We start from the raw sequence: 25,096 nt of genomic DNA, 5'->3' as shown, positions 1-25,096 counted from the left end.
CGCCGGGCCTCCAGCCTCTCCCGCAGGGCCGCCAGCGGCGCCCGCAGCCCGGCGGCGACGTCCGGGGGCGCGGCGGCGGCGACGTCCTCGGCGCCGCCGAGCAGGACCAGCATCTCCTCGGCGTCCCGCTGCGCCTGCGAGCGCAGGAGGTCGCGCTCCCGCTGCAGGGCGCGCCGCTGCTCGTGCAGCTCGACGAGGACGCTCACCTTGGCGCGCAGGACCCAGGGGTCGAACGGTTTGGCGAGGTAGTCCACCGCGCCCGCCGCGTAGCCGCGGAACGCCTGGTGCCCGCCGGCCTCGAGCGCGGTGAGGAAGACGATGGGGATGTCGCGGGTCTTCTCGCGCTGCTTGATGTGCTCGGCGGTCTCGAAGCCGTCCATCCCCGGCATCTGCACGTCGAGCAGGATCAGCGAGACCTCCTCGCTCAGGAGCTGCTTCAGGGCCTCCTCGCCGGAGCCGGCGCGCAGCAGCCGGTGGCCGAGGCCCTGCAGGATGGCCTCCAGCGCCAGCAGGTTCTCCGGCCTGTCGTCGACGAGCAGGACCTTGACCTGGGCGGCCGTGGACGGCTCAGGCATCCGGGCCCGCCTGCCCGCGCCCGGTCCACGTGGAGATCAGGCCCAGCAGCCGGTCCAGGTCCACCGGCTTGGTGATGTAGTCGGACGCACCCGCCGCCAGGGACTTGTCCCGGTCGCCGGGCATCGCCTTGGCGGTGAGGAACAGCACCGGCAGGTCCGCGAACGCCGGCATGCCCCGCAGCACCATGGTCGTCTCGTTGCCGTCCATGTCCGGCATCATCACGTCCATCAGCACCAGGTCCACCTCGGGGTGCTCCTGCAGCAGGGCCAGTCCGGCCTTGCCGTTGTCGGCGTAGAGCACCCGCATCCCGTGCAGCTCCAGCGCGCTCGTCAGGGCGAACACGTTGCGCACGTCGTCGTCGACCACGAGCACCGTCAGGCCGGCGAGGCCCTCCACGTCGCCGCTGGCGGGGCGCGCGGTGATCAGCGGGGGTACCGGCGCCGCCTGCTCGGGCAGCGCGGGGATCCCGTCGCCCGCGCCGTCGCCCGCGAAGGGGTAGGTGGCGGGCACGTACAGCGTGAACGTCGAGCCCCGGCCGCTCTCGCTCTCCACGGTGATCGCGCCCCCGAGCAGCCGCGCGATCTCCCGGCTGATCGACAGGCCCAGCCCGGTGCCGCCGTACTTGCGGCTCGTCGTGCCGTCCGCCTGCTGGAACGCCTCGAAGATGAGGCGCAGCTTGTCCGCCGGCACGCCGATGCCGGTGTCGGTCACCCGGAACGCCAGGACCTGCCCGGCGTCGTTCAGGGACGGCACGCTGAACAGCGCGCCGGGCGGGGGGGATTCCACGGACAGCCGCACGCTGCCCCGCTCGGTGAACTTCAGCCCGTTGGACAGCAGGTTCTTCAGCACCTGGTGCAGGCGCTGCTCGTCGGTGATGAGCGCCGCCGGCAGCCCCGGCCCGACCTCGACGACGAGGTCGAGGCCCTGCTGCTCGGCGAGCGGGCCGAAGGTGCTCCGGACGTGCTCGACGACCTCGCGCAGGACGACCGGGGCCGGGTTCACGTCCATCTTCCCGGCCTCCACCTTCGACAGGTCGAGGATGTCGTTGATGAGGGCGAGCAGGTCGCTGCCGGAGCCGTGGATGGTCCGGGCGAACTCGATCTGCTTGTCGGTGAGGTTCTTCTGCGGGTTCTCCGCCAGCAGCTTCGCCAGGATCAGGAGGCTGTTGAGCGGGGTGCGCAGCTCGTGGCTCATGTTCGCCAGGAACTCGGACTTGTACTGCGAGGACAGCGCGAGCTGCTCGGCCTTCTCCTCCAGGCCGGTGCGGGCCAGCTCGATCTCGCGGTTCTTCGCCTCCAGGTCGCGGGACTGCTCCGTCAGCAGGCGCGCCTTGTCCTCCAGCTCGGCGTTGGTGCGCTGCAGCTCGACCGACTGCTCCTGCAGCTCCTGGGCCAGCCGCTGCGACTGGTCGAGCAGGGCCTCGGTGCGCACGTTGGCGATGATGGTGTTGAGGACGACGCCGATGGTCTCGACGAGCTGCTCGAGGAAGGTGGCGTGCACGTCGTCGTAGCGCCGGAACGAGGCCAGCTCGATGACGCCGAGGACCTGCTCCTCGAACAGGACCGGCAGGACCAGCAGCTCCGCGGGTGCCCCCTGGCCCAGCCCGCTGTGCACCCGCAGGTAGCCGGCGGGCACGTCGCGGACCCGGACGGGGCGCCTGTCGAGCGCGGCCTGGCCCACGAGCCCCTCGCCCAGGGCGAACACCGCGGCGTCCCCGTCCCCGGCGGGCCCGCCGCCGTAGCTGGCCGCCCGGCGCAGCCGGGCCCGTCCGACCTCGTCGTGCTCGGCGAGGAAGAACGCGCCCTGCACCGCCTCCACGACGGGGGTGACCTCGCTCATGATGAGCTGGGTGACGGCGCCGAGGTCCCGCTGTCCCTGCAGCTGCCCGCCGATGCGGGCGAGGTTGCTCTTCAGCCAGTCCTGCTGGGCGTTCTTCTCGGTGGTCGCCCGCAGGTTGGCGATCATCTGGTTGATGTTGTCCTTGAGCTCGGCGACCTCCCCCTGCGCCTCGACGGTGATGCTGCGGGTGAGGTCGCCGCGCGTGACGGCCGTGGACACCTCGGCGATCGCGCGGACCTGGGTGGTGAGGTTGCCGGCGAGCTGGTTGACGTTCTCCGTCAGGTGCCGCCACGTGCCGCTGACCCCGGCGACCTCGGCCTGGCCGCCGAGCTTGCCCTCGGTGCCGACCTCGCGGGCCACGCGGGTGACCTCCGCGGCGAACGCCGAGAGCTGGTCGACCATCGTGTTCACGGTGCTCTTCAGGTCGAGGATCTCGCCCTGCGCGTCGACGGTGATCTTCTGGCTGAGGTCGCCCTGCGCGACCGCCGTCGTCACCAGGGCGATGTTGCGGACCTGGCTGGTCAGGTTGGAGGCCATGAAGTTCACCGAGTCGGTGAGGTCGCGCCAGGTGCCGGAGACGCCCTTGACCTGCGCCTGCCCGCCGAGCTTGCCCTCGGTGCCGACCTCGCGGGCCACGCGGGTGACCTCGTCGGCGAAGGAGGACAGCTGGTCGACCATCGTGTTGATGGTCTGCGCCAGGGCCGCGACCTCGCCCTGCGCGTCGACGGTGATCTTCTGGCTGAGGTCGCCCTGCGCGACGGCGGTGGCGACCTGGGCGATGTTGCGGACCTGGCTGGTCAGGTTCGCGGCCATGAAGTTCACGTTGTCCGTCAGGTCGCGCCAGGTGCCGGAGACGCCCTTGACCTGCGCCTGCCCGCCGAGGCGGCCCTCGGTGCCGACCTCGCGCGCCACACGGGTGACCTCGTCGGCGAAGGAGGACAGCTGGTCGACCATCGTGTTGATGGTCTGCGCCAGGGCCGCGACCTCGCCCTTGGCGTCCACGGTGATCTTCTGGCTGAGGTCGCCCTTGGCGACGGCCGTCGTCACCTGGGCGATGTTGCGGACCTGGCTGGTGAGGTTCCCGGCCATGCCGTTGACGTTGTCGGTCAGGTCCTTCCAGGTGCCCGAGACGCCCTTGACCTGCGCCTGCCCCCCGAGGTTCCCCTCGGTGCCGACCTCGCGGGCCACGCGGGTGACCTCGTCGGCGAAGGAGGACAGCTGGTCCACCATCGTGTTCACGACGTCCTTGAGCTGCAGGATCTCCCCGCGCGCGTCCACGGTGATCTTCTGGCTGAGGTCGCCCTTGGCGACGGCGGTGGCGACCTGGGCGATGTTGCGGACCTGGCTGGTGAGGTTCCCGGCCATGCCGTTGACGTTGTCGGTCAGGTCCTTCCAGGTGCCCGAGACGCCCTTGACCTGCGCCTGCCCGCCGAGCTTGCCCTCGGTGCCGACCTCGCGGGCCACGCGGGTGACCTCGTCGGCGAAGGAGGACAGCTGGTCCACCATCGTGTTGATCGTCGACTTCAGCTCCAGCGTCTCGCCCCGCACGTCGACCGACACCTTCTGCGACAGGTCGCCCTGCGCCACGGCCGTCGTCACCTGGGCGATGTCGCGGACCTGCGCGGTCAGGTTCGCCGCCATGCCGTTGACGTTGTCGGTGAGGTCCTTCCAGGTGCCGGCCACGCCGGGCACGTCGGCCTGCCCGCCGAGCTTGCCCTCGGTGCCGACCTCGCGGGCCACCGTCGTCACCTGCTGCGCGAACACCTGCAGGGTGTCGGTGAGGTCGTTGATGGTCTCCGCCAGCGCGGCCACCTCACCGGCGGCGTCGACGGTGATCTTCTGGGTGAGGTCGCCGCGCGCGACGGCGGTGACGATCTGGGCGATGTTGCGGACCTGGCTGGTGAGGTTGCCGGCCATGGAGTTCACCGAGTCGGTGAGGTCCTTCCAGGTGCCGGCCACGCCGGGCACGTCGGCCTGCCCGCCGAGCTTGCCCTCGGTGCCGACCTCGCGGGCGACGCGGGTGACCTCGTCGGCGAAGGAGGACAGCTGGTCCACCATCGTGTTGATCGTCCCGGCCAGGGCGGCGACCTCGCCCTTGGCGTCCACGGTGATCTTCTGGCTGAGGTCGCCGCGCGCCACGGCGGTGGCGACCTGGGCGATGCCGCGGACCTGGTTGGTGAGGTTCACGGCCATGGAGTTCACCGAGTCGGTGAGGTCGCGCCAGGTGCCGCTCACGCCGCGCACCTGGGCCTGCCCGCCGAGGCGGCCGTCCGTGCCGACCTCGCGGGCGACGCGGGTCACCTCGTCGGCGAAGGAGGAGAGCTGGTCCACCATCGTGTTCACGGTGGACTTCAGCTCCAGGATCTCCCCCCGGGCGTCGACCGTGATCTTCTGGCTCAGGTCGCCCTGAGCAACCGCCGTCGTCACCTGCGCGATGTTGCGGACCTGGTTGGTGAGGTTGACGGCCATGGAGTTCACCGAGTCGGTGAGGTCGCGCCAGACGCCCGAGACGCCCCGCACCTGCGCCTGGCCGCCGAGCTTGCCCTCGGTGCCGACCTCGCGGGCGACGCGGGTGACCTCGTCGGCGAAGGAGGAGAGCTGGTCCACCATCGTGTTGACCGTGGCGCCGATGCGCAGGAACTCGCCCTTCACCGGCTGCCCGGCGATCTCCAGCGCCATGTGCTGGCTCAGGTCGCCCTCGGCGACGGCGGCGATGACCCGGGCGACCTCCGTCGTCGGCCGCACCAGGTCGTCGATGAGGCTGTTCACCGCGGCGGACGCCGTGCTCCAGTCGCCCTCCACCCCGACCTCGTCGAGCCGCTCGGTCATCCGGCCCTCGCGGCCGATGACGCGGCTGGCCCGGACCAGCTCCCGGGTCCGGCGCTCGTGCAGCCCTGCGAGCTCGTTGACGCGGTCGGCGACCGCCCCCGCCGCGCCGGGGCGGGACTCCACGCGCACGCTGAAGTCACCGGCGCACAGGGCGGCCAGCGCCGCGGCGATGTCGGTGAGGTCGCGGTCCAGTGCGGTGTCGGCACCGGGGGAGACGTCGAGGGTCATGCTGGCTCCTGGCGCTCGGTCCGGCGGTCGCGGGCCAGTCTGACGCATGAGGAGGCCGCACCACGGCCGGTGCGGAACGGACCGCGGGCGCCCGTCACCCGTGTGGGCGTGCGGCGGGTGGACCACCGGCGGAGCGCGGCCCAGCCCAGCCCGCCCGCGCCGGCGGCGACCAGCACCGGCACCGCCAGGGACAGCCAGGCGGTGTCCGGGAAGGCCGCGCGGGCCAGGAGGGCCAGCGCCAGCCCGTAGCCCGTCCACACCAGCGAGCCCAGCAGCGCCCACCGGGCGAACCGGCGCAGCGGGAAGGCCACCAGGCCCGCGGCCACCCCCACCGACGTCGTCCCCCCGGGCACGAACCGCGCCCCGAGCACCAGGACCGGCCACCACCAGCCCCCGTGCCGCTCCAGCCGGCGCAGCACCGCGGCCGCCCGCCCCGAGGCCGCCGGCCGCCGCGCCCGCCGGCCCACCGCGTAGGCCGCCAGGTCGCCCAGCAGCGACCCCGCCGTCGTGGCCGCGCACACCGCCGCCAGGTCCAGGTCCCCGGAGACGCCGAAGGCGGCGGTCGCGGCGAGGGTCGCCTCGCTGGGGACGGGGGGGACGACGCCCGCCGCCGCGATCACCCCCGTGATCGCCGGGTAGACCCAGGGCGACCCGAGGAGGGGGTCCAGCGAGCCGGCGACGTCCACGACCGCAGAGCCTCCCGCACGGCGGGACCCCCGCGGTGGTGCGGCCGGGCGGTTTCCGGCCGGGCTTCCCCGGCGGGGTCGGCAGGGTCGTGTTCTACGCTCCGGCGGTGCGCCTCCTCCTCGTCCGGCACGGCCAGACCCCGCACAACGTCACCGGTGCGCTCGACACCGCCGCGCCGGGGGCGGGCCTGACCCCCCTGGGACAGGCGCAGGCCGCAGCCGTGCCGGACGCCCTGCGGGACGAGGACGTCTCCGCCGTGTACGCCTCCCCGCTGGTGCGCGCCCAGCTCACCGCCGCTCCCCTGGCGCAGGCCCGCGGGCTCGGCGTGCAGGTCGTGCCGGGCCTGGAGGAGGTCCCGGCCGGGGACCTCGAACTGCGCTCGGACGCCGCCGCGGTGCAGGCCTACGCCGACTGCCTCCTGGCGTGGATGTGCGGGGACCTGGACCGAGCCGTGCCCGGCGGGCAGGACGGGCACACCCTGCTCGCGCGCTACGACGCCGCCCTGGGCGGCATCGCGGCGGCGAACGCGCCCACCTCGACGGTGGTCGCCGTCGTCCACGGTGCGGCCATGCGCGTCTGGACCGCCGTGCGCACCGGCACGGACCCGGCGCTGTCCTCGACGCTGTGGGTGGCGAACACCGGGTGCGCGGTGCTGGAGGGCGGCCCCGACGAGGGCTGGCGGCTGCTGCGCTGGCACCCGGAGCCGCTCGGCGCCGCGGGGCTGGACGACCCGGCGGCGCCGGACCCCACGGGCGCCAGCCCGCGCGGGGTGCACGAGGGCACGCCGGGCGGCTGAGGCGGTCCGGGCGCGGGTCGACCGCCCGCCGGCCGGATCACCCGGTGTAGGTGGGGGTGGCCTGCTCGCCGTCCCAGTTCACGCGGAAGGTGAAGGCCTCCTCCAGGGCCGCGCGGTACCGCTCGGCCTCGTCCTCGGTGAGGGTCCCGGCGGTGAGGAGGTCGTCGACCGCGGGGCTCCAGGACGCGACCAGGGCGTCGACGAGGGTCTGCGGGTCGATCCCGAGGTCGGTGGCCACGGCCGCGAGGTTCTGCCCGGCGTCCATGCGGACGTGGAGCTCGTCGTGGCTGATGGCCAGGACCTCGTCGAGGACGTCCTGGACGGGCTGGTGGCCGCGGTGCAGGTCGAGGGCGCCGTCGCCGTAGGCCTCCTGGACGAGGGCCATCAGCTCCTCCTCGGTGGTCACCGCACCGACGTCGACACCACCGCCGGGACCGCCGCCACCGGGACCACCGCCCCGGGGGCCGGTGGTGGTGCCGGCGGTGGCCCCGGCGGCCGAGGCGGTGGTGGTGGTGCCGGTGGCCGTGGTGGTGTCGGTGCTGCACGCGGCCAGCGACAGGGTGCCCACCAGCACCACACCGGCGATGATCTTGCGGAACTTCACGGAACTCGTCTCCAGGAGGTCGGGGGAGCGGACGAGGACCACGGTGCGCGGCGCTGCTACGCGTCCGCGGTGTGCTGCTCGTGGGCCTGCTGTGAGCCCGCGGCCCGCTCCCGGCCCGTCCCGCCCGCTCGCGCCCACCCACGTGCGCGGCACAGCGACGTCACGGCCGGCTCACAGGAACGGTCCGGACCCTCGGCTGCCATGACCTCCCGTCGTCGCGTTCTCGTCGCCTCCGGTGCCCTCGCCGCCGCCCCGGTGCTCCTCGCGCCCACCGCCGCCAGCGCCCACAGCCTCGACAGCAGCACCGTGTCCGTGCAGGTGGGCGAGGACGCGGCGAGCGCCACCGTCAGCGTCGCGGCCGAGACCCTCGACGCGGCGCTGGGGGCGGACCACGTCACCGCCGCCGCCGGGGAGTACGCCGCGGCGGCCGTCGCCTACCTCGACGAGCACCTGGCGGTCACGGGCGCCGACGGCACGACGTGGGCGAAGACCTGGTCGGACCCGGTGCTGGAGCAGGTGGAGGGCATCGAGTCCCTCAGCGTCGACGTCGTCCTGGACACCACCGGCGCCGACCCGTCGAGCTTCACGCTCACCTACGACGCGGTCCTCGAGGCCGACCCCACCCACGAGGCGGTCGTCGTCCTCACCGACGCCGCCGGGGACATCTCCACCGCCGGGGTCCTCACCGCCGCCGACCCCACCCTCGCCGTGGGGAGCGCCACCGGGGCCGGTGCGGTCGATCCCGGCCTGCTGGACGTGCTCGGCCACGGCTACCACCACGTCCTGGCGGGCGCGGACCACCTGCTGTTCGTCGCCGTGCTGCTGCTGGTGGCCCCCCTCGTCGCGGTGGCGGGGCGCTGGCGGCGCCGCGACGGCCTCCTGCCCGCGCTGCGGCAGGTCGTGCACGTCGTCACCGCGTTCACGCTCGGGCACTCCGTGACGCTCATCGCCTCCGCGCTGGGGTGGGTCTCCCTGCCCAGCGCGCCGGTGGAGGTCCTCGTCGCCGCCTCCGTGGGGGTGGCGGCCGTCCACGCGATCCGCCCGCTCGCCCGCCGCGGGGAGGTGGTCATCGCCGGGGTCTTCGGCCTGGTGCACGGCCTCGCCTTCGCCGGCATCCTCACCGACCTGGGGCTCCGGGGGGCGACCTCGGTGCCGGCGCTGCTCGCCTTCAACGTCGGCGTGGAGCTGGCCCAGCTCGTGACCGTCGCCCTGCTCCTGCCCTCCCTCCTCCTGGCCGCGCGCACCCGCTGGTACCCCGCGGTGCGCCTCACCGGGGCCGTCGCCGCCCTGGCGGTGGCCTGCGGGTGGGCCCTGGACCGGCTCGGCGTCCTCGGCAACCCGCTGGCCCGCGCCGAGGAGGCCGTCACCGGCCACCCGTGGTGGGTCGTCGTGGGCCTGGCCGTGGTGGCGGTGTGCTGCCGGGCGGGCGGGCGCACGGCCCCGCGCGCCCCGGCGTCGTCCGGGGACCACGGTGTCGCGGGAGGTCTGCCCCGGCCCGCCGGGAAGGGCGCGGCCTGACCGCTGCCCCGATGCCGTGGCGAGGGCTTCGATCCCGCGCGCGGGGGCGCCGGGGTTCGCCCTGGACTGGTACGGGCTCCGTCCCGGCCGTCAGGGGTTCAGCGTCACCGTCCCGCCGACCCGTGCGTGGTTGCGCAGCCAGGTGCTCGACGTGCCGGCGCCGGAGACGACGTAGCCGCCCGCCGGGATCGGCATGTTGCCCACCCCGGCCTGCACCTGGGTGATCCTCCCGTCCACCACCGAGATCTCGGTCCCGCGGTGGTTGGTCCCGGTGCGGGGACCCCGCGCCGGTGTGTAGAGCACCAGGTCGTTGCCCTGGCGGGACACGTCGACCCCGGTGAGGGCGCGGGTCTGCCCGGAGGTCGTGACCGACCGGGGGTTGCTGGGGATCGTCGGTGTCGGTGTCGGTGTCGGTGTCGGTGTCGGTGTCGGCGTGGGCGTGGGCGTGGGCGTGGGCGTCGGCGTCGGGGTCGGCGTGGGCGTCGGCGTGGGGGTCGGGGCGCTGCCCGTGACCTGGGCGACCGTCCGCACCGTCGTGGTGGCCGGCCGGGTGGCGAGCCACTCGGTGAAGGCGCGGAACGTGGGCAGGTCGATCGCGTTGGACGCGCACCCCGAGCAGACCGAGTGGAAGACGAGGGGCACCCAGCCACCGCGATCGCTCTCGACCTGCGTGACGTACGTCTTCAGCATGTCCAGCGTCGTGTCCGACTTGACCGAGCTGTTGGTGCGGACGGACCAGGCGCCGGCCGGGGGGATCGTCTCCGCCGTCACGCACGAGGCGCACCCGTACCCCGGGGACCGCAGCCCGCCCACCGTGCGGGCGCTGGAGTAACCGCAGGCCGAGACGGTCTGCTGCGCCGCCGCGTCGTTGGCCCCGAACGGGTAGGCGAAACTGGCCACCGGGTACCCCAGGGCGACGAGCGCGGACCGGTCGTCGCAGACCTGCCGGCGCAGTTCCGTGCTGCCGACGGTCGTCAGGTCGACGTGGCCGAGGGTGTGCCCCCCGATCTCGTGCCCCGCGGTGTGCAGCGCGTCCACCTGGGCCCGGCTCATGTACGCCGACGACGAACCGATCCGCGGGCTGTTGACGAAGAAGGTGCCCCTGAACCCGTGCTGCGCCAGGACGTCCGCCGCCGGCAGCTGGTTCGCCAGCGTGTCGTCGAAGGTGAAGCTGACGACCGTCGGCGCCCCACCCGCGGGCGGCTCGACCGCCTCGGCCACGGTCACGGTGCTCGAGGTGGTGCTGGTCAGGCCGGCGTCGTCCGTCGTGGTCACCGTGACGGTGTAGGTACCCGGCCGCCGGTAGACGTGCCGGGCGGTGGACTGCGGCTGCGGGCGGGTGCGCGTGCCGTCGCCGAAGTCGAAGACGAACCGCCGGATCCCGCGGTCGTCGCGGGAGGCGCCCGCGTCGGCCTCGATGCTGAGGGGGCCCCGGCCCGGCGTCGGACGCGTCGTGAGCCGCGCCACCGGCGGGGCGTCGGGAGGCAGCACGTCCCGCTCGGTCACCGTCACCGTCGACGACACCGTCGCCCGGTTGCCCTCGGAGTCGCCGACGGTCAGCGTCACGACGTACGCACCCGGCGAGCGGTACACGTGGGTGGCGGTCGACTCGTAGTCCTGCGGGCTGCGGGTCCCGTCGCCCCAGTCGAAGGCGAAGGACGTGACCTCCACGTCGTCGGTGGAGCCGGACCCGTCCGCGGTGACGGTGAGCGGGGCGATGCCGGCCGGTGGGTTCAGGACGAGGTCGGCCACCGGTGGCGCCGACACCGCCGCCGCGGGACCGGAACTGCCGACCAGCAGCGCGGAGGGTACGAGCACCACCACCAGGGCGGCCACGACGGCGGCGATGACGGGGTTGTTCCGGACGGCGGTCGACATGGGGACCTCGATGCGTGTCGGTGTGGCACCGGTGTCCTGCTCGGTCCGGTCCCGGGCGCTGCTGCGGAGAGGCCCGGTCGCCCCGTGCTGGAGCTGCCGTGCCGGGCGGCCGCCGTGTCCGGTGGCGGCATCCCTCGCATCCTGGAGGACGCGGTGTCCCGGGCTCCCGGGTGACCGGGGCAGGAGGAGCGAGCCCCGGTACGCGGCGCGCCGGCTGGATCTGCTCCCCGGTGACCGCCGGTCGCTCGCAGGAAGCGCCGTCGCGGCCGATCGATGTCACCCACAGTGAACTCCCGTGTCACCGGCCGGTCAAGGGACCCGAGCGGTCCGGTCGGGAGCCGCGGAACCGGCCGGAGGCTCAGGCCGGTTCCACGGGCAGCCACAGCTCGGTCGTCGCGACGCCGGAGTCGGCGCTGCGTTCGAGCACCGCGACGATCTCCGGTCCCGGCCGCAGGCGCCAGCGGTTGGAGGGGAACCACTCCGTCGCGGTGGCGGCCCAGGTCCGCTGCAGGGTCTGCGGGTGGGGCCCGGCGCTGCGGAAGGCCGCCCACGCACCGGCCGGCACGTCGATGACGTCCAGCCCTGCGGGGACGGGTGTGCCGTGGTGCAGGGCGACGCCGTGCAGGTAGGTCAGCTCGCTGCCCTCGGCGCGGTCGGGGTCGAGGTCGTCGCAGACCGCGAGCAGGCCCGCGGGTTCGGTCTGGCTCAGCGCCTTCAGCCGCTGGTGCTCCGCTGCGGGCAGGGAGGCGACGTGCTCGGCGATGTGCGGGTTGGTGCCCTGGTGGACCAGGGGCACGCGCGCCGCGCGGCCCACGAGCCGGAAGGCCGGGCGCTGGAGGATGTGGACGTCCACGGGGTTGCTCCCTCTCACGGTCAGGTGGAACGACAGCCGGGGTTGTGTGCGCAGGGGGCCGCCGTCGCGGCGCGCCTGTCCGGGGGCGGTGCCGTGCACCGCCCGGAAGGCACGGCCGAACGCCTCCGTGGAGCCGTAGCCGTGGCGGACGGCGATGGTGAGCAGGTCCTCCTCGCCGCTGAGGACGTCGGCGGCGGCCACGGTCATCCGCCGACGGCGGACGTACTCCGACAGCGGCACACCGGCCAGCGAGGAGAACGTGCGGCGCAGGTGGTGCTCGCTGGTGCCGAGCCTGCCGGCCCAGGCGCCGACGTCGATCTCGCCGGTGAGGTTCTCCTCGACGAGGTCCACGAGCTGGTTGAGCGCTGCGATCACGGGGCCTCCTTCCCGGTGTCCACCCTGGCCCAGGCCACCGCCCGCGCGCCCGACCGTCGCGGCCCGATCCGGTCGGCCGCTCGCGGCGGCAGGGCCGGCCGTGCCCACCCGCCGGAGCCGTCAGCGTCCTGACGGCCCGTGCCGGGCCGAACCCGCCGGACCCGGTGACCCGCGCCGAGCACGGGGAGATGCCGGGTCGAGGCGGGCTGTTCCGCCTGAATCCGCCGCGCCCGCCTCCGGGCCCCACCGAAACGGACACCACCCCGCACCCCGCTCGAAACAATGTCCGGGACGCGATCCGCGACCATTTCTCCTGGAGTTGACAATGCGGAAGCCGGGCGAGAAGACTCCCGGCCAGGCAACATCGGGCTGACGGAAATCTGTCCGCGGCCGGCCACGGCGCCGGACGTGGGTCGCGACGTCGAGCAGGCGGTGCCGGGCGCGCCCGGGGCGACCAGGTGTGGCTCTGTGTCCCATCGCAAAGGAGCGGTGTCGATGGCAACCAACGTGGAAGTCGCGGGGGTCGACGCGGAGGACAGGCGCCGGCCGCTGATGACGAGCGGCAACATCGCCTGGATGAATCTCGGGTTCTTCGGCGTGCAGTTCAGCTTCGGGCTCACCCAGACCGCGGTGAACCCGTTGTTCCTGCTGCTGGGCGCGGATGCGCACAGCCTGCCGATCCTCAACATCGCCGGTCCGATCACCGGCCTGCTCATCCAGCCGTTCATCGGGGCCATGAGCGACAAGACGTGGAGCCCGAGGTGGGGGAAGCGGAAGCCGTACGTGCTCGGCGGCACCCTGCTCATGATCGTCATCCTGTTCCTCTTCCCGCTCGTCTCCGCCCTGTGGATGGCCGTGCTCTGCCTCTGGCTGGTGGACGCCGGGAACAACTCCGCGATGGAGCCGTACCGGGCGCTGATCTCCGACCGGCTGCGCAAGCTGCAGATCCCCAAGGGTTTCCTGATCCAGAGCATGTTCACCGGTGCCGGGGCGGTGCTGGCGAACGTCTCGCTGTACGTGATGCAGAAGCTGGTGACGGGGGCCACCGACGCCAACGTGCCCTACTGGGTCTTCGTCTGCTTCTGGCTCGGGGTGGTCTGCGCCATCGTCACGGTCGGCCTCGCCATGATGAGGACCAAGGAGGTCGAGCCGACCCCCGAGGAGCTGGCGCACATCAAGTCGCAGTCCAAGGGACCGGTCGCCACCATCGCCGAGATCGCCGAGGCCGTGAAGGTGATGCCGATCGGCATGCACAAGATCGGTCTGGCGTTCCTGTTCCAGTGGTACGCGATGTTCATCTACTGGCAGTTCGTGAGCGTCAGCGTCGCCGAATCGGTGTGGAACACCACTCCGGACACCCCCCTGTACGAGGAGGCGGCCGGCTGGAGCGGCCTGATGAACGGCGGGTACAACTTCATCACGATGGTCTCCGCCATGTTCCTGCTGCCGCTGTGCAGTCGCTTCGGCGGCAAGAAGGTGCACGCCGGAACCCTGGCGCTGGCCGCCCTCTCCCTGGCCTGGCTGTCGACGATCGACACGCAGTGGCTGACGCTCCTCCCCATGATCGGTCTCGGCATCTGCTGGGCCAGCATGGTCGGTGTCCCGTACCTGATGGTGGCCAGCATGGTCCCCCGGGAACGGACCGGCGTGTACATGGGAATCCTGAACATGATGATCGTGGTTCCGATGCTGATCCAGACGCTCACCTTCGGCTGGATCTTCGAGAACCTGCTCGGCAGCCACGGGACCAGCGCGATCCTGCTCGCCGGCGTGCTCCTCGGTTGCGCCGCCATCGCCATCCTGTGGGTCAACCCGCCGAGGGCCGACGAGGAGTCCTCGGTCATGCCGCTCGGCGCGCACCGCGACATCACGGTCTACGACCGCGTCATCGTGGGCTCCGACGGCTCCGCCTCCGCCCTGTACGCCGTCGCGAGGGCGCACGAGGTCGCCGCGGCAGCCGAGGCCAGGATCGTCGTGGTCAGCGCGTTCGAGCCGGGCGGTGCCGCACAGCAGCAGCAACAGGTGGACGGCCGCACGCTGCTGTACGGCGAGGAAGCGGCGAGGGCGGCCCTGCGCAGGTCGGTGGAGGATCTCACCTCGGACCGCATCCGCGACGTCGAGCAGGTCGTCGTCGCCGGCGCACCCGCCGAAGCGCTGCTGCGGGTGGCGGCCCAGAACCCGGCCAGCCTGATCGTCGTGGGCAACCGCGGTCTCGGCGCGCAGCCGGGCGAAGCGCTCGGCTCCGTTCCCAGCGAGATCGTGCAGAAAGCCCACTGCGACGTGCTCGTCATCCAGACCTCGGCCCTGTCCGGGCACACCCTGGACGAGGCTGCCGAGCGGGCCCGCCTGGCCGGCAGGAGCGGGACCACCGTGCGCCACACCGCCGAGGGGTAGGAGCGTCATGTCCGGGATCAAGCTGATCGTCGTCGGCGTGGACGGGTCCGACAGCAGCCGAGCGGCCCTGCAGTGGGCCTACGACGAGGCCGCACACCACGGCGCCGCGCTCACCGTGGTCTCCACCTGGCACCCTCCGGCGCTGCCCATGACCCCGCCGTACGGGACGATCCCCCCCGAGGGCTACGGCGACCAGCCCCGGAAGGAAGCGCTGGACCTCCTCGACCGGTTCACGGGTGCGCTCGCGCCCCGGACGCCGGCGGTGGACGTGCGGACGTCGGTGGAGGAGGGGAACCCGGCCGCGGTGCTGATCGAGCGGTCCAGGGAGGCGGACCTCCTGGTGGTCGGGTCCCGCGGTCACGGTGGCTTCGCGGGGATGCTGCTGGGTTCGGTCAGCCAGCACCTGGTGGCCCACTCGGACTGCCCGGTCGTCGTCGTCCGCTGACGCGGCGGTGGCGGGGGGTCCCGGCGCCTCCCCGGCGCCGCCCACGCGAGAGGCCCAGGCTCAGCGATCCTGCCGCTGGCCTGGGCCTCCGTCTGTGGGCGGGTGACGGGAATCGAACTCGCACGAACCGGTGGGCGACGCACGACAAGCTTGCGCTCTAGCGTCGGGGCATGGAGATCGCCGGTGGTGCTGCGCTCCCCCCGCCTCGGCCGGTGCGCGCCCCGCCGGCCGCCCGTCCCGTCCCGCTCGCGGATCGGGCGCTGGCCCCGGACGTCGCCCGGGGGTTCATGCTGCTGCTCATCGCGCTGGCCAACGCCCACCTCTACCTCCGCGGCCACGCCACCGGTCTGCACGGCTACCCGGTGCCGGAGTCGGGCGGGAGGGCCGACCGCGTCGTCACGGCCGTGCAGCTCGCGCTCGTCGACGGTCGCGCCTACCCGATGTTCAGCTTCCTGTTCGGCTACGGGATCGTGCAGTTGGCCCGGCGGCGGGAGCGTGCCGGTGACGAACCTGGTGCGGTGCGCCGCCTCGTGCGCCGCCGCGGCTGGTGGATGCTCCTCATCGGCCTCGTCCACGCCCTGCTGCTCTGGTCCGGCGACATCATCGGCGCCTACGGCCTGCTCGCGGTGCTGTTCGCCGGTTTCCTCGTCGGCTCCCGCCGCGGGGCGGGAGTTCTCTTCGGTGTCGGTCTGGTCCTGCTGGCGATGTTCGCTCTGGTCATGAGCGTCGACGCGAGCGGGTCCGGTGCTCCCACGGCCTCCGGTGAGGAGGAGTCGTACCTCGCCTCGATGGGCCGGCGGGCGGTGGACTGGGGCGTGCAGCTCCTCCTCACGCCGTTCGGTCTCACCGTCCCGGCGCTCGTCGGTGCGTGGGCCGCCCGGCGGAGGTTGCTCGACGAGCCGGGGCGGCACCTGGTGCTGCTGCGGCGCGCCGCCGTGGTGGGCTTGGGCCTGGCCGTCGCCGGGGGCCTGCCGCTGGCGCTGGCCGCGGCCGGCGTGTGGGAGATCGCGCCGGGGTGGCCCTCGTCCGCCATCGGCGCCGCGCACCTCGTCTCCGGCTACGCGGGCGGCATCGGCTACGCGGCGCTCTTCGGGGTGCTGGCTGCGCGTGCCCGGCGAGGTGCGGGGCCGCTGCTGCGGGCGCTGGCGGCGGGCGGGCAGCGGTCGATGACGTGCTACCTCGGGCAGTCGGTGGTGTTCTGCGCGCTGCTGCCGGCGTGGGCGCTCGGGCTGGGCGAGGGCATGGGGGTGGCGAGCGCCTCGGCGCTGGGGGTGCTGACGTGGATGTCGCTGCTGGCGGGCGCGAACGTGCTCGCCCGAGCCGGCCGCCGCGGCCCGGCGGAGGTGCTGCTGCGCCGCCTCACATACGGCCGCGCGAAGGCATAGCGCAGGGTGGCTGTCCTCCCGCAGCGGCGCCGGCGCAGGAAACCGCTGCTGACGAGGGCTCGGTGTGCGGAGGGCGCGGCGCGTCGTGCGGGTTCACACGGCCTCGCGTGCGCTTCGCAGGCGGATGGCGACACGTCAGCGCCCTCCCGGTCGTGCTCTCAGGCACGTAGCGGGCGCGCCGCCTGGGCGCGGGTGGATGCGACGAAGGCCCAGTGTCAGCGATCATGCCGCTGGCCTGGGCCTTCGTGGTGGAGCGGGTGACGGGAATCGAACCCGCGCTATCAGCTTGGGAAGCTGAAGTTCTACCATTGAACTACACCCGCGAGCGCCCACAGGGGACGTCTGGGCCTACTGTAGCCGAGGCTCCGGGGTGCGTGGGCCACCCCCGCACACCCCGCGCCACGGCCCGCCGGTGCCCGCCGCGCGGTGCTCCCCACCCTCCCCGCACCGGGACGGGTACCGTGATCGTGTGCTGCTCTCCGACCGTGACATCCGGGCCGAGCTGGCCAGGGGACGCGTCCGCCTGGACCCCCTCGACGAGTCGATGGTGCAGCCCTCCAGCGTCGACGTGCGCCTCGACCGGTACTTCCGGCTCTTCGACAACCACAAGTACCCGGTGATCGATCCGGCGGAGGAGCAGCCCGAGCTGACCCGCCTGGTGGAGGTGGACTCCTCCGAGGCCTTCATCCTGCACCCGGGGGAGTTCGTGCTGGCCTCGACGCTGGAGCAGGTGACGCTGCCGGACGACGTCTCCGCGCGCCTGGAGGGCAAGAGCAGCCTGGGCCGTCTCGGGCTGCTGACGCACTCGACGGCCGGCTTCATCGACGCGGGCTTCTCCGGGCACGTGACGCTGGAGCTGTCCAACGTCGCGACCCTCCCGATCAAGCTGTGGCCGGGCATGAAGGTCGGGCAGCTCTGCTTCTTCCGGCTGTCGAGCCCGGTCGAGCATCCCTACGGCAGCCCGGGGTACTCCTCCCGCTACCAGGGGCAGCGCGGCCCGACGCCGAGCCGGTCCCACCTGTCCTTCCACCGGACCGAGATCTAGCCTCCCGCCGGCCACCGCGCCGGCGCGGGTGACGAGGAGCTGACATGGGTGTGCTGGGGCAGTGGGTGCGGCAGCTCGGCGGCGACGGGGACCCGGCGCCGGAGGAGCTGGCGGGCATGCACCTGCTCCTGCTGCCGGAGGCGGTGCCGCAGCCGGACATCTCCGCGGCGGTCCGCTGCCGCCATCCGGAGGCGCCCTCCCGCGGCCGGGCCCTGGTGCTGGACGAGCAGGCCGGCGGCGAGGCCGCGCTGCTGTTCGGCGCGGTCGACCTGACCCCGCGCCGGGCGGCGCTGGCGGGCGTGCCGCGCCCGTGGCGGCGGGTGGTGGCCCTGTCGGCGCCGCGGCGGCGTGCGCCGTTCCCCCCGCCGGAGGCGGACCGGGACGGGCTGCACCACGCGTTCCCCGAGGGCCTGCCCACGGGCACCGAGGGCGAGGGGGTGCGGCTGCTGCTGGCCCTGGCGCGGCGCTTCGGCGGGGCGGTGCGCGTCGCCGGGTCCGGGGAGGTGCTGCGGCCGGACCGCTCGCGGACCGTGGACCACCTCGTGCGGACCACGACGTGGCTGGAGCCGGAGGAGCTGCTGGAGGCCCTGGGGGACCTCCTGCCGGACGCGGAGGCCGCGCGCTCGGGCGACCTGGAGGAGCTCGTCGACGGCGGCCCGGTCCCGCTCGGGGAGGGGGACGCCGGGACCGGTACGGGCGAGGGCCCGCCCGTGCCGGAGCCGTACGTCGTCTCCGCCGCCCTGGACGGTGTCGACGTGCTGCTGCTGGTGCACCCGGAGGAGGAGGACCCGGTGCCCGCCCCGACGTCCGCCGGGGGCGCCGGGGTCACCACGTACGAGGTGCGCTGGGACCCCGCCGACGGCGGCGAGCGCTTCGCGGAGGACCCGGGGGAGCAGCACCGCGCCGAGCGGACCCGCGCGCAGGCGGTCGTGGCGCGGGTGAGCGCCGCGGTGCTGGACCGCACCGGGGGGATCATCCTCGACGAGGACCTGCTGCCGGTGGTGCTGGTGGGGCCGCCCCCACAGCGGGGGGCGCGGTGACCGGCCCCCGGAGAGCTGCGGACCCGCTGGCGGCGGCCCCACCGGTGGAGCCGCACGGGCAGCTGCCGGGGCACGTGCCGGTGCGGGTGGGCAGGCAGGGCATCTACGACGTGCGGCGCACCCTCGTCGCCTACGAGCTGCTGTTCCGCGCGCACGGCGGGCAGCACGCGGGGCTGACGGACCAGGACCAGCAGGACCGCGCCACCTCCCAGGTGATCAGCGCGACGTTCGGCGACTTCGGGGTGGACCAGATCGCCGGCTCGATGCCCCTGTTCATCAACCTCACCCGGGGCTTCTTCACGGGGGAGCTGCCCATCCCGTGCACACCCAGCCAGGTGGTGCTGGAGCTGCTGGAGGACATCACCGTCGACGAGGAGGTGCTGGAGGGCCTGCGGGAGCTCCAACGGCAGGGCTACCGCATCGCCGTGGACGACTTCGCCGGTGAGGAACACCGCTTCGACGCCGTGCGCCTCGCGTCCTACGTGAAGATCGACCACTCCGCGACGGGGGAGTCCTTCGAGGAGGTGCTGCGCCTGGCGAGGGAGCTGAACCCGCAGGCGCAGGTCGTCGTGGAGCGCATCGAGGAGGAGGCGGTCTTCGCGGCGTGCCGCGACCTCGGCGTCGACCTCTTCCAAGGGTTCCTGCTGCAGCGGCCGGTGACGCTGGAGCGGACCAGCCTGTCCCCCTCGCAGGTGGTGTGCCTGCGGCTGGTGCGGGCGCTGACCGGCGAGGAGGCGCCCATCGAGGAGATCGAGGAGCTCGTCGCGTCGGACCCCGGGCTGAGCGTGCGGGTGCTGCGGACGGTGCGCTCCGCCGCGCACGGCACCGTGCAGGAGATCACCTCGCTGCGGCAGGCGATCGCGCTGCTGGGGCGCCGGCAGCTGTGCTCCTGGGTGGTGCTGCTGCTGCTGGGCGGGGTGGCCCGCTCGGACCGGGAGCAGTTCGTCCTGGTCCTGGCGCGGGCCGCGGCGTGCGCGCGCCTGGTGCGGCAGGACGTCGACGTCGCCTACACCGTGGGCCTGCTGTCGGGCGTGTCGAAGGTGCTGGGCGTCGGGGCGGGGGAGCTGGTCGAGACGACGGGGGTGGCGCCGAGCGTGCGGGCGGCGCTGCTGGACCACGAGGGCCCGGCCGGCCGGGCCCTCGCGGCGGTCCTGGCGTACGAGGAGGAGGACCCGGCGGGCGTCAGCGCCGCGGGGCACGAGCTGTACGAGGTGTCCCGGGTGTACCTCGCGGCCCTCAGCGGCGCCATGACCTCGGTGGAGGTGGTCACGGAGGGCTCGGCGGCCTGAGCGGCGTGCCCGGCGGGGCGGGGCCGCCACCGGGCACGCCGCCCGGGTGGATCAGGTGGGGCCGTGGCCCATGCCGGGCGGGCGCGCGCCGACGGCCTTGCGGTAGTAGGCGGCGGCCTGCCGCTCGGCGATCAGCCGCGCGATGCCGATGACGGCACCGGAGGCCAGCGCCCACAGCACGGCCTCCTTCCAGCCCACGTCCGGGTCCTCCGGGTTGTCCGGCGGGTTGGTGCCCGTGGCGAGCTTCCAGCCGCGCTTGGTCACCGCGTTGGCGAGGGCGCCGGCGCCGACGGCGGCACCGGTCCCGAGGAGTTTCCACAACATCGCGTTCATGGTCCGCACCCTGCCCTACAGGACATCGGCGAGCCAGCGCAGCACCGGCACCAGCGCGGTGGCCGACAGCGCCAGCATGCCCAGCGCGACGACCAGGGCCACGAGCCGCACCCCGCGGGAGGGTCCGCCGGTGTCCGGGTCGCGCAGCATCCTCAGCACGGTGCACAGCCTCGCAGGAGCACGGCACGGCCTCGCAGGAGCACGGCACAGCCTCGCAGCAGCACGGGGCACAGCCTCGCAGGTCCGGGCCGGTGCCGTCCCGCCACCACCGCGGGACGCCGGGACCGGCCCGGCGTCCGGTACCGTCAGCAGCACGACAGGGGAGCGCCGCGGGGCGCTGAGAGTGCGGGAGACCGCAGACCCTCGAACCTGACCCGGTTAGCACCGGCGTAGGGAGTCGGGCCGTCTCGACCGGGGCTCACGGAGAGCACCCGGTCCCCCTCCTGTGTACCGGGAGGACATGTCATGACCGCGCACACCCCCCAGACCGGCCGGGCGGGCACGCCGCCGGTGGAGCGGGAGGCCGACGGCGGCAGCGTGCTGGCGCGCCGGCCGCTGACGCGCTGGCGGACGGTCGACCTGACCACCGCCGCGATGCTCGGTGCCGCCTTCGGTGTCGTGTTCTGGGGCTGGGACCAGCTCTACTACGCCCTCTCCCCGACCCTGACCGCGCTGTTCCCGCCGGTGACCGCGATCGTCGCCGGCGTCTGGCTGCTGCCCGCCGTGGTCGGTGCCCTCGTCATCCGACGCCCCGGTGCCGCGCTGTTCGTGGAGGTGCTGGCCGCGACCATCGAGGCGCTCCTGGGCAACGTGTGGGGCACGAACGTCCTCATCTCCGGGTTCCTGCAGGGCCTGGGGGTCGAGATCGTCGTCGCCGCGGTGCTCTGGCGCCGCTTCGGCCCGGCCGTCGCGGTGCTCGCCGGGGTGGCCGCGGCGACCCTGGAGGTCACCGCCTGGGAGTGGCACTCCTACGTCGCCGACTACTCCTGGACGTGGAAGCTGCTGTACCTGCTGTTCTTCGCCGTCTCCGGTGCCGTCGTCGCCGGTCTCGGCGGGTCCGCGCTGGTGCGGGCGCTGGCCCGCGCAGGCGCGCTGCGCTCCTTCCCCGCGGGGGCGGAGGCACGCCGCGCCCGCACCGGCGCCTGACGCCCACCGTGCCCGGCGTCCCGGCCCGGGGGGGCACCGGCGGCGCCGCGCTGCGCGTGCGGGGCCTGACGTGGCACCCGCACGGCGCGGCGCGGCCGGTGCTGTCCGGGGTGGACCTGGACGTGGGACCGGGGGAGCGGGTCCTCCTGGTGGGGCCGAGCGGGGCGGGCAAGTCCACGCTGCTGCGGGCCCTGGCCGGGCTGCTCGGCGACCACGAGGGCGACGCGGCCGGGGAGGTGCTGCTCGACGGGGCGCCGGTGCGCCGGGGTGCTGCGGGCCTGGTCCTGCAGGACCCGCTGGACGCGGTGGTCGCAGCGAGCGCCGGGCGGGACACCGCGTTCGGCCCGGAGAACCTGGCCCTGCCGCGGGAGGTGATCTCCGAGCGGGTGGCCGGGGCGCTGCGGGCGGCCCGCTTCCCCCACGGGCCGGGACGCTCGACGTCGGAGCTGTCCGGTGGGGAGCTGCAGCGCCTGGCGCTGGCGGGGGTGCTGGCGCTGCGGCCGCGGCTGCTGCTGCTGGACGAGCCGACCTCGATGCTGGACGCGGCCACGGCGGCGCTGGTGCGGGACGCGCTGCTGGAGGTCGCGGGGGACCGCACGCTCGTGGTGGTGGACCACCACGTGGGGGCCTGGGCGGACGCGGTGGACCGGGTGGTGGCGCTGGACGCCGCGGGGGAGCTGCTGGCGTCCGGCCCGGCGGGGGCGGTGCTGCGGGGGAACGCGGCGGCGCTGACCGCCGCGGGGGTGTGGCTGCCGGGACTGCCCGGGCCCGCCCCGGTGCTCGTGCCGGCGGAGCTGGTGGAGCCCTCGACGCCCGTCGCGGAGGGGACGACGGTGCTGCGGGGGCGGGCCCTGGAGGTGGTGCGCCGCCGCCGGGGCCTGCGGCCGGCTCCGCCGGTGCGGGTGCTCAGCGGGGTCGACGTGGACGTGCCCGCGGGGGCGCTGACGGCGCTGACCGGGGCGAGCGGTGCGGGCAAGTCGACGCTGGTGGCGGTGCTGGCGGGTCTGCTGCGGCCCACCGGCGGGGAGCTGGCGGCCGCGGCGGGGCTGGCGCGGGGCGCGGGGGCGCACCCGTGGCGGTGGACCTCCCCGCAGCTGGCGGCCCGGGTCGGCTGGGTGCCGCAGCACCCCGAGCACGGGTTCGTGGCGCACACCGCGCGCGAGGAGGTCCGCGCGACCCCGGAGGTGCTGGGGCAGGGGGAGCGCGGGCGGCGGCGCGCGGACGCGCTGCTGGAGCTGGTCGGGCTCGCGGGGCGGGCGGACGTCGAGCCGCACTCGCTCTCCGGCGGTGAGCAGCGCCGCCTCGTGCTGGCCGCCGCCCTCGCCGCGGGGGCGGGGGTGCTGGCGGCGGACGAGCCGACGGTGGGGCAGGACCGCGGCACGTGGGCGCTGGTGGCGGGGGCGCTGGCGTCGGCGGCCGCGGCGGGTGCCGCGGTGGTGGCGGCCACCCACGACGGTGCGCTCGTGCGCGGGGCGCGGCACCGCGTGCACCTGGACGCGGGGTCGCTCGCGGCCCCCGGTCGGGCGGAGGCCGTGGCGTGAGCGCGCCCGCCGTCGCAGCTCGCGCCCGCACCCGGCTCGTCGCCCGGTGCGGGCCGCTGTCGCTGCTCGCGGTGTCCCTGGCCGCCGCCGTCGGGGCCCTGTTCGTGGACTCCTGGCGGGTGGGCCTCGTGGCGCTCGGCGTGCAGCTCGCGCTGGCCCCGTTCGCGGCCTCGGGGGTGCGCGCCACGCTGGTGCGCCTGGTCCCCCTCGGCATCGGCGCGCTGTCCGTGGCGTGGTCCACGTGGCTGCTGGGGGAGGGCGGCCCGGACCGGCTGGAGGTGGCGGCCGGGGCGGCGCTGCGGATCGTCGTGCTGGTCCTGCCCGGCGCGCTGCTGCTCGGCTGGATCGACCCGAGCCGGCTGGGGGACCACCTGGCGCAGCGGCTGCGGCTGCCCGCGCGGCCGGTGGTGGCGGCCTCGGCCGCGCTGCAGCGGTTCGAGTCCCTGCACGAGACGTGGGACTCCCTGGCGCGGGCGCGGCGCGCGCGGGGTCTGGGGCCCTCGCGCTCGCCGGTGCGGCGCGCGGGGTTCTTCGCGGCGATGACGTTCGGGATGCTGGTGGCGGCGCTGCGCTCGGCGGAGCGGATGGCCGTGGCGATGGACGCGCGGGGTTTCGCGGACTGCTCGCGGCGGACGTGGGCGGAACCGGCGCCGTGGACGGGGGCCGACTCGGCCCTGGTGGCGGTGGGGGCGCTGGTCGCGGCGGTCCCGGCGGTGGCGGGCGTCCTGCTGCCCTGAGGGTGCGGCGCCTACGATCGGACGGGGTGCACCGCGACGACAGGGGGCCACGTGATCGGCACAAGGCTCGGGGCGGCGCTGGCGGGGCTGGTGGTCCCGGTGCTGCTGCTCACCTCGTGCGGTGGCCCCGCCGGGGAGGGCGAGGAGCGCAGGGGCACCGTGGGGATCGCGATGCCCACGCGCACCTCGGAGCGCTGGGTCGCCGACGGCGCGAACATGGTGGAGCAGTTCGAGGCGGCCGGGTACGCCACGGACCTGCGCTACGCCGAGGACGACATCCCCGCGCAGCTGGAGCAGGTCGGGGCGATGGTCGAGCGGGGCGTGGAGGTGCTGGTGGTCGCGGCCATCGACGGCCGCAGGCTGGCGCCGGTCCTGGAGCGGGCGCAGGAGGCGGGCATCCCCGTCATCTCCTACGACCGCCTGATCCTGGACTCCCCGAACGTCGACTACTACGCCACGTTCGACAACCTGCAGGTCGGCCGCCTCCAGGGCGCCCACATCCGCGACGCCCTGGACCTGGACACCGCGCCGGGCCCGTTCGAGCTGGAGGTCTTCGGCGGCTCCCCGGACGACAACAACGCCTACTTCTTCTTCCGCGGGGCGATGGAGGTCCTGCAGCCCCACCTGGACTCCGGCAGGCTCCGCGTGCGCAGCGGGGAGGTGACGATGGAGGAGTGCTCGACGCTGCGCTGGTCGGGGCGGACCGCGGGGGAGCGCATGGCGCGGCTGCTGGCGGAGCACCACGCCCGGCCGGGCGAGGAGGTCGACGCGGTGCTCTCGCCGTACGACGGCATCAGCCGGGGTGTGCTGGAGGCGCTGCGGGAGGCGGGGTACGGCACGCCGGGCAGGCCGCTGCCGGTGGTGACGGGGCAGGACGCGGAGCTGGAGTCGGTGCGCTCCATCGTCGCGGGGGAGCAGGCGCAGACCGTCTACAAGGACACCCGGGAGCTGGCGAGGGTGGCGGTGCGGATGGCGACGGCCACCCTGGAGGGGCGCCGGCCGCCGCTCAACGACGAGCGGACGTACGACAACGGCGTGAAGGTGGTGCCGTCGTACCTGCTGCCGCCGGTGTCGGTGGACCGCTCGAACTACCGGCAGGTCCTCGTCGAGGGCGGCTACTACACGGCGGAGCAGGTCGGCGGCTGAGGGCCCCGGTGGTGCCGCCCCGGTGGTGCCGCCCGGTGGCGGGGACGTTCGGCGCGTGGCGCGCCGGCGTGTCGGGGCGGAACGTCCCCGTCGGGCTCGGCCGTTGCCTTGGCGGGGACGTTCCGCGGGCGGCGCGCGGGCGTGTCGGGGCGGAACGTCCCCGTCGGGGACAGGGCAGCAGCCAGGGCAGCCAGGGCAGCAGCCAGGGCAGCCGGGCAGCGTGCGGCCCGGGTGCGCGCGGTCAGGGTGGGACCAGGGTGGGACCAGGGTTCGGCCGGGAACACGGGGAGGCCACCGCCCGTTGAGTTGAGCGACACCGACTCAAGACCACTGAGGCTCCGCTTGACAAGGCCGGAGGCCCGTGGAGACTTGAGCCAGGAACGCTCAAGCGGCCCGCCGGGCCGCTCCACCA

19 protein-coding genes, 1 tRNA gene, 1 pseudogene and 1 riboswitch are annotated in these 25,096 nt (G+C 74.6%); of the genes and pseudogenes, 12 read left to right on the top strand and 9 right to left on the bottom strand.

Annotation, left to right across the window (positions count from 1 at the left end; all coding sequences use genetic code 11):
* Window positions 1-5: 5 nt before the first annotated feature.
* The 3 genes and pseudogenes from ACYQBY_RS19350 to ACYQBY_RS19340 all read right to left on the bottom strand — a co-directional run.
* Window positions 6-575: pseudogene (locus tag ACYQBY_RS19350) on the bottom strand (response regulator); the annotation flags it as partial.
* Window positions 568-5,472: a HAMP domain-containing protein gene (locus ACYQBY_RS19345; protein WP_459645521.1), complete on the bottom strand. Its 4,905-nt coding sequence runs from the start codon at window positions 5,470-5,472 to the stop codon at window positions 568-570. The pseudogene ACYQBY_RS19350 and the gene ACYQBY_RS19345, both read right to left, overlap by 8 nt.
* Entirely contained in the window at window positions 5,469-6,158 is a 690-nt protein-coding gene (locus ACYQBY_RS19340) for a DedA family protein (RefSeq protein WP_459645520.1), read from the bottom strand. Before ACYQBY_RS19340 ends, ACYQBY_RS19345 begins: the two co-directional genes overlap by 4 nt.
* A 107-nt stretch (window positions 6,159-6,265) precedes the next feature.
* Between ACYQBY_RS19340 and ACYQBY_RS19335 the strand changes: the two genes are divergently transcribed.
* Entirely contained in the window at window positions 6,266-6,955 is a 690-nt protein-coding gene (locus ACYQBY_RS19335) for a histidine phosphatase family protein (RefSeq protein ID WP_459645519.1), read from the top strand.
* Window positions 6,956-6,992: 37 nt separating this feature from the next.
* On the opposite strand, the gene ACYQBY_RS19330 is transcribed toward ACYQBY_RS19335, so the two are convergent.
* Entirely contained in the window at window positions 6,993-7,601 is a 609-nt protein-coding gene (locus tag ACYQBY_RS19330; RefSeq protein ID WP_459645518.1) for a hypothetical protein, read from the bottom strand.
* A 159-nt stretch (window positions 7,602-7,760) separates the two neighbouring features.
* On the opposite strand from ACYQBY_RS19330, the gene ACYQBY_RS19325 reads away from it, so the two are divergent.
* Window positions 7,761-9,077: a HupE/UreJ family protein gene (locus ACYQBY_RS19325; RefSeq protein WP_459645517.1), complete on the top strand. Its 1,317-nt coding sequence runs from the start codon at window positions 7,761-7,763 to the stop codon at window positions 9,075-9,077.
* A 90-nt stretch (window positions 9,078-9,167) separates the two neighbouring features.
* Here the strand turns inward: ACYQBY_RS19325 and ACYQBY_RS19320 are convergent, their stop codons facing one another.
* Complete coding sequence (locus ACYQBY_RS19320) at window positions 9,168-10,955, bottom strand: PKD domain-containing protein (RefSeq protein WP_459645516.1); 1,788 nt, start codon at window positions 10,953-10,955, stop codon at window positions 9,168-9,170.
* 358 nt (window positions 10,956-11,313) lie between these two features.
* Window positions 11,314-12,183: an AraC family transcriptional regulator gene (locus ACYQBY_RS19315; RefSeq protein ID WP_459645515.1), complete on the bottom strand. Its 870-nt coding sequence runs from the start codon at window positions 12,181-12,183 to the stop codon at window positions 11,314-11,316.
* 495 nt (window positions 12,184-12,678) lie between these two features.
* Here ACYQBY_RS19315 and ACYQBY_RS19310 point away from each other — a divergent pair, with 495 nt between their 5' ends.
* The 3 genes from ACYQBY_RS19310 (at window position 12,679) to ACYQBY_RS19300 (ending at window position 16,407) form a co-directional block, all read left to right on the top strand.
* Window positions 12,679-14,577: an MFS transporter gene (locus tag ACYQBY_RS19310; RefSeq protein WP_459645514.1), complete on the top strand. Its 1,899-nt coding sequence runs from the start codon at window positions 12,679-12,681 to the stop codon at window positions 14,575-14,577.
* Window positions 14,578-14,584: 7 nt separating this feature from the next.
* Window positions 14,585-15,022: a universal stress protein gene (locus tag ACYQBY_RS19305; protein WP_459645513.1), complete on the top strand. Its 438-nt coding sequence runs from the start codon at window positions 14,585-14,587 to the stop codon at window positions 15,020-15,022.
* A 170-nt stretch (window positions 15,023-15,192) separates the two neighbouring features.
* Window positions 15,193-16,407, top strand: a complete 1,215-nt coding sequence (locus ACYQBY_RS19300) for a DUF418 domain-containing protein (protein ID WP_459645512.1) — start codon at window positions 15,193-15,195, stop codon at window positions 16,405-16,407.
* A 249-nt stretch (window positions 16,408-16,656) separates the two neighbouring features.
* On the opposite strand, the gene ACYQBY_RS19295 is transcribed toward ACYQBY_RS19300, so the two are convergent.
* Window positions 16,657-16,730: transfer RNA gene (locus tag ACYQBY_RS19295), tRNA-Gly, on the bottom strand.
* Between the two features lie 146 nt (window positions 16,731-16,876).
* Between ACYQBY_RS19295 and dcd the strand changes: the two genes are divergently transcribed.
* Genes dcd through ACYQBY_RS19280 form a run of 3 tightly spaced genes read left to right on the top strand, consistent with a single transcriptional unit; the run spans window position 16,877 to window position 19,781 of the window.
* Window positions 16,877-17,452 (top strand): dCTP deaminase, encoded by a 576-nt coding sequence (gene dcd / locus ACYQBY_RS19290; RefSeq protein WP_459645511.1) that lies wholly within the window; start codon window positions 16,877-16,879, stop codon window positions 17,450-17,452.
* Window positions 17,453-17,496: 44 nt separating this feature from the next.
* Window positions 17,497-18,492, top strand: coding sequence for a hypothetical protein (locus ACYQBY_RS19285; protein ID WP_459645510.1), 996 nt, complete (start codon window positions 17,497-17,499; stop codon window positions 18,490-18,492).
* Entirely contained in the window at window positions 18,489-19,781 is a 1,293-nt protein-coding gene (locus tag ACYQBY_RS19280) for an EAL and HDOD domain-containing protein (RefSeq protein WP_459645509.1), read from the top strand. The genes ACYQBY_RS19285 and ACYQBY_RS19280 overlap by 4 nt, the downstream gene beginning before the upstream one ends.
* A gap of 51 nt (window positions 19,782-19,832) precedes the next feature.
* On the opposite strand, the gene ACYQBY_RS19275 is transcribed toward ACYQBY_RS19280, so the two are convergent.
* A complete protein-coding gene (locus tag ACYQBY_RS19275; protein WP_459645508.1) occupies window positions 19,833-20,114 on the bottom strand; it encodes a DUF4235 domain-containing protein in 282 nt (93 codons plus the stop codon).
* A gap of 15 nt (window positions 20,115-20,129) precedes the next feature.
* Window positions 20,130-20,264, bottom strand: coding sequence for a hypothetical protein (locus ACYQBY_RS19270; protein ID WP_459645507.1), 135 nt, complete (start codon window positions 20,262-20,264; stop codon window positions 20,130-20,132).
* A gap of 158 nt (window positions 20,265-20,422) precedes the next feature.
* A riboswitch (TPP riboswitch) is annotated at window positions 20,423-20,527 on the top strand.
* Between the two features lie 52 nt (window positions 20,528-20,579).
* Here ACYQBY_RS19270 and ACYQBY_RS19265 point away from each other — a divergent pair.
* Genes ACYQBY_RS19265 through chvE form a run of 4 tightly spaced genes read left to right on the top strand, consistent with a single transcriptional unit; the run spans window position 20,580 to window position 24,684 of the window.
* Window positions 20,580-21,260, top strand: a complete 681-nt coding sequence (locus ACYQBY_RS19265) for an ECF transporter S component (protein ID WP_459645506.1) — start codon at window positions 20,580-20,582, stop codon at window positions 21,258-21,260.
* 8 nt (window positions 21,261-21,268) lie between these two features.
* Window positions 21,269-22,801 carry an ATP-binding cassette domain-containing protein gene (locus tag ACYQBY_RS19260; protein WP_459645505.1) on the top strand — a complete coding sequence of 511 codons (1,533 nt, stop codon included), beginning with the start codon at window positions 21,269-21,271 and terminating at the stop codon, window positions 22,799-22,801.
* Window positions 22,798-23,538, top strand: a complete 741-nt coding sequence (locus tag ACYQBY_RS19255; protein WP_459645504.1) for an energy-coupling factor transporter transmembrane component T family protein — start codon at window positions 22,798-22,800, stop codon at window positions 23,536-23,538. The genes ACYQBY_RS19260 and ACYQBY_RS19255 overlap by 4 nt, the downstream gene beginning before the upstream one ends.
* A gap of 51 nt (window positions 23,539-23,589) precedes the next feature.
* Window positions 23,590-24,684: a multiple monosaccharide ABC transporter substrate-binding protein gene (gene chvE, locus ACYQBY_RS19250; RefSeq protein ID WP_459645503.1), complete on the top strand. Its 1,095-nt coding sequence runs from the start codon at window positions 23,590-23,592 to the stop codon at window positions 24,682-24,684.
* The last annotated feature ends 412 nt before the right edge of the window (window positions 24,685-25,096 follow it).

Source organism: Kineococcus anabasis, from assembly GCF_054590795.1.
Note: the sequence above shows the minus strand (reverse complement) of the source record. Positions and strands in the feature narration are given on the sequence as shown.

What these genes read in the sequence shown, in the direction of transcription:
- ACYQBY_RS19275 (WP_459645508.1), bottom strand. Translation starts at nt 20,114, where the DNA reads ATGAACGCGATGTTGTGGAAACTCCTCGGGACCGGTGCCGCCGTCGGC.
- ACYQBY_RS19265 (WP_459645506.1), top strand. Translation starts at nt 20,580, where the DNA reads ATGACCGCGCACACCCCCCAGACCGGCCGGGCGGGCACGCCGCCGGTG.
- ACYQBY_RS19270 (WP_459645507.1), bottom strand. Translation starts at nt 20,264, where the DNA reads ATGCTGCGCGACCCGGACACCGGCGGACCCTCCCGCGGGGTGCGGCTC.
- ACYQBY_RS19300 (WP_459645512.1), top strand. Translation starts at nt 15,193, where the DNA reads ATGGAGATCGCCGGTGGTGCTGCGCTCCCCCCGCCTCGGCCGGTGCGC.
- ACYQBY_RS19345 (WP_459645521.1), bottom strand. Translation starts at nt 5,472, where the DNA reads ATGACCCTCGACGTCTCCCCCGGTGCCGACACCGCACTGGACCGCGAC.
- ACYQBY_RS19325 (WP_459645517.1), top strand. Translation starts at nt 7,761, where the DNA reads ATGACCTCCCGTCGTCGCGTTCTCGTCGCCTCCGGTGCCCTCGCCGCC.
- ACYQBY_RS19310 (WP_459645514.1), top strand. Translation starts at nt 12,679, where the DNA reads ATGGCAACCAACGTGGAAGTCGCGGGGGTCGACGCGGAGGACAGGCGC.
- ACYQBY_RS19285 (WP_459645510.1), top strand. Translation starts at nt 17,497, where the DNA reads ATGGGTGTGCTGGGGCAGTGGGTGCGGCAGCTCGGCGGCGACGGGGAC.
- ACYQBY_RS19320 (WP_459645516.1), bottom strand. Translation starts at nt 10,955, where the DNA reads ATGTCGACCGCCGTCCGGAACAACCCCGTCATCGCCGCCGTCGTGGCC.
- ACYQBY_RS19305 (WP_459645513.1), top strand. Translation starts at nt 14,585, where the DNA reads ATGTCCGGGATCAAGCTGATCGTCGTCGGCGTGGACGGGTCCGACAGC.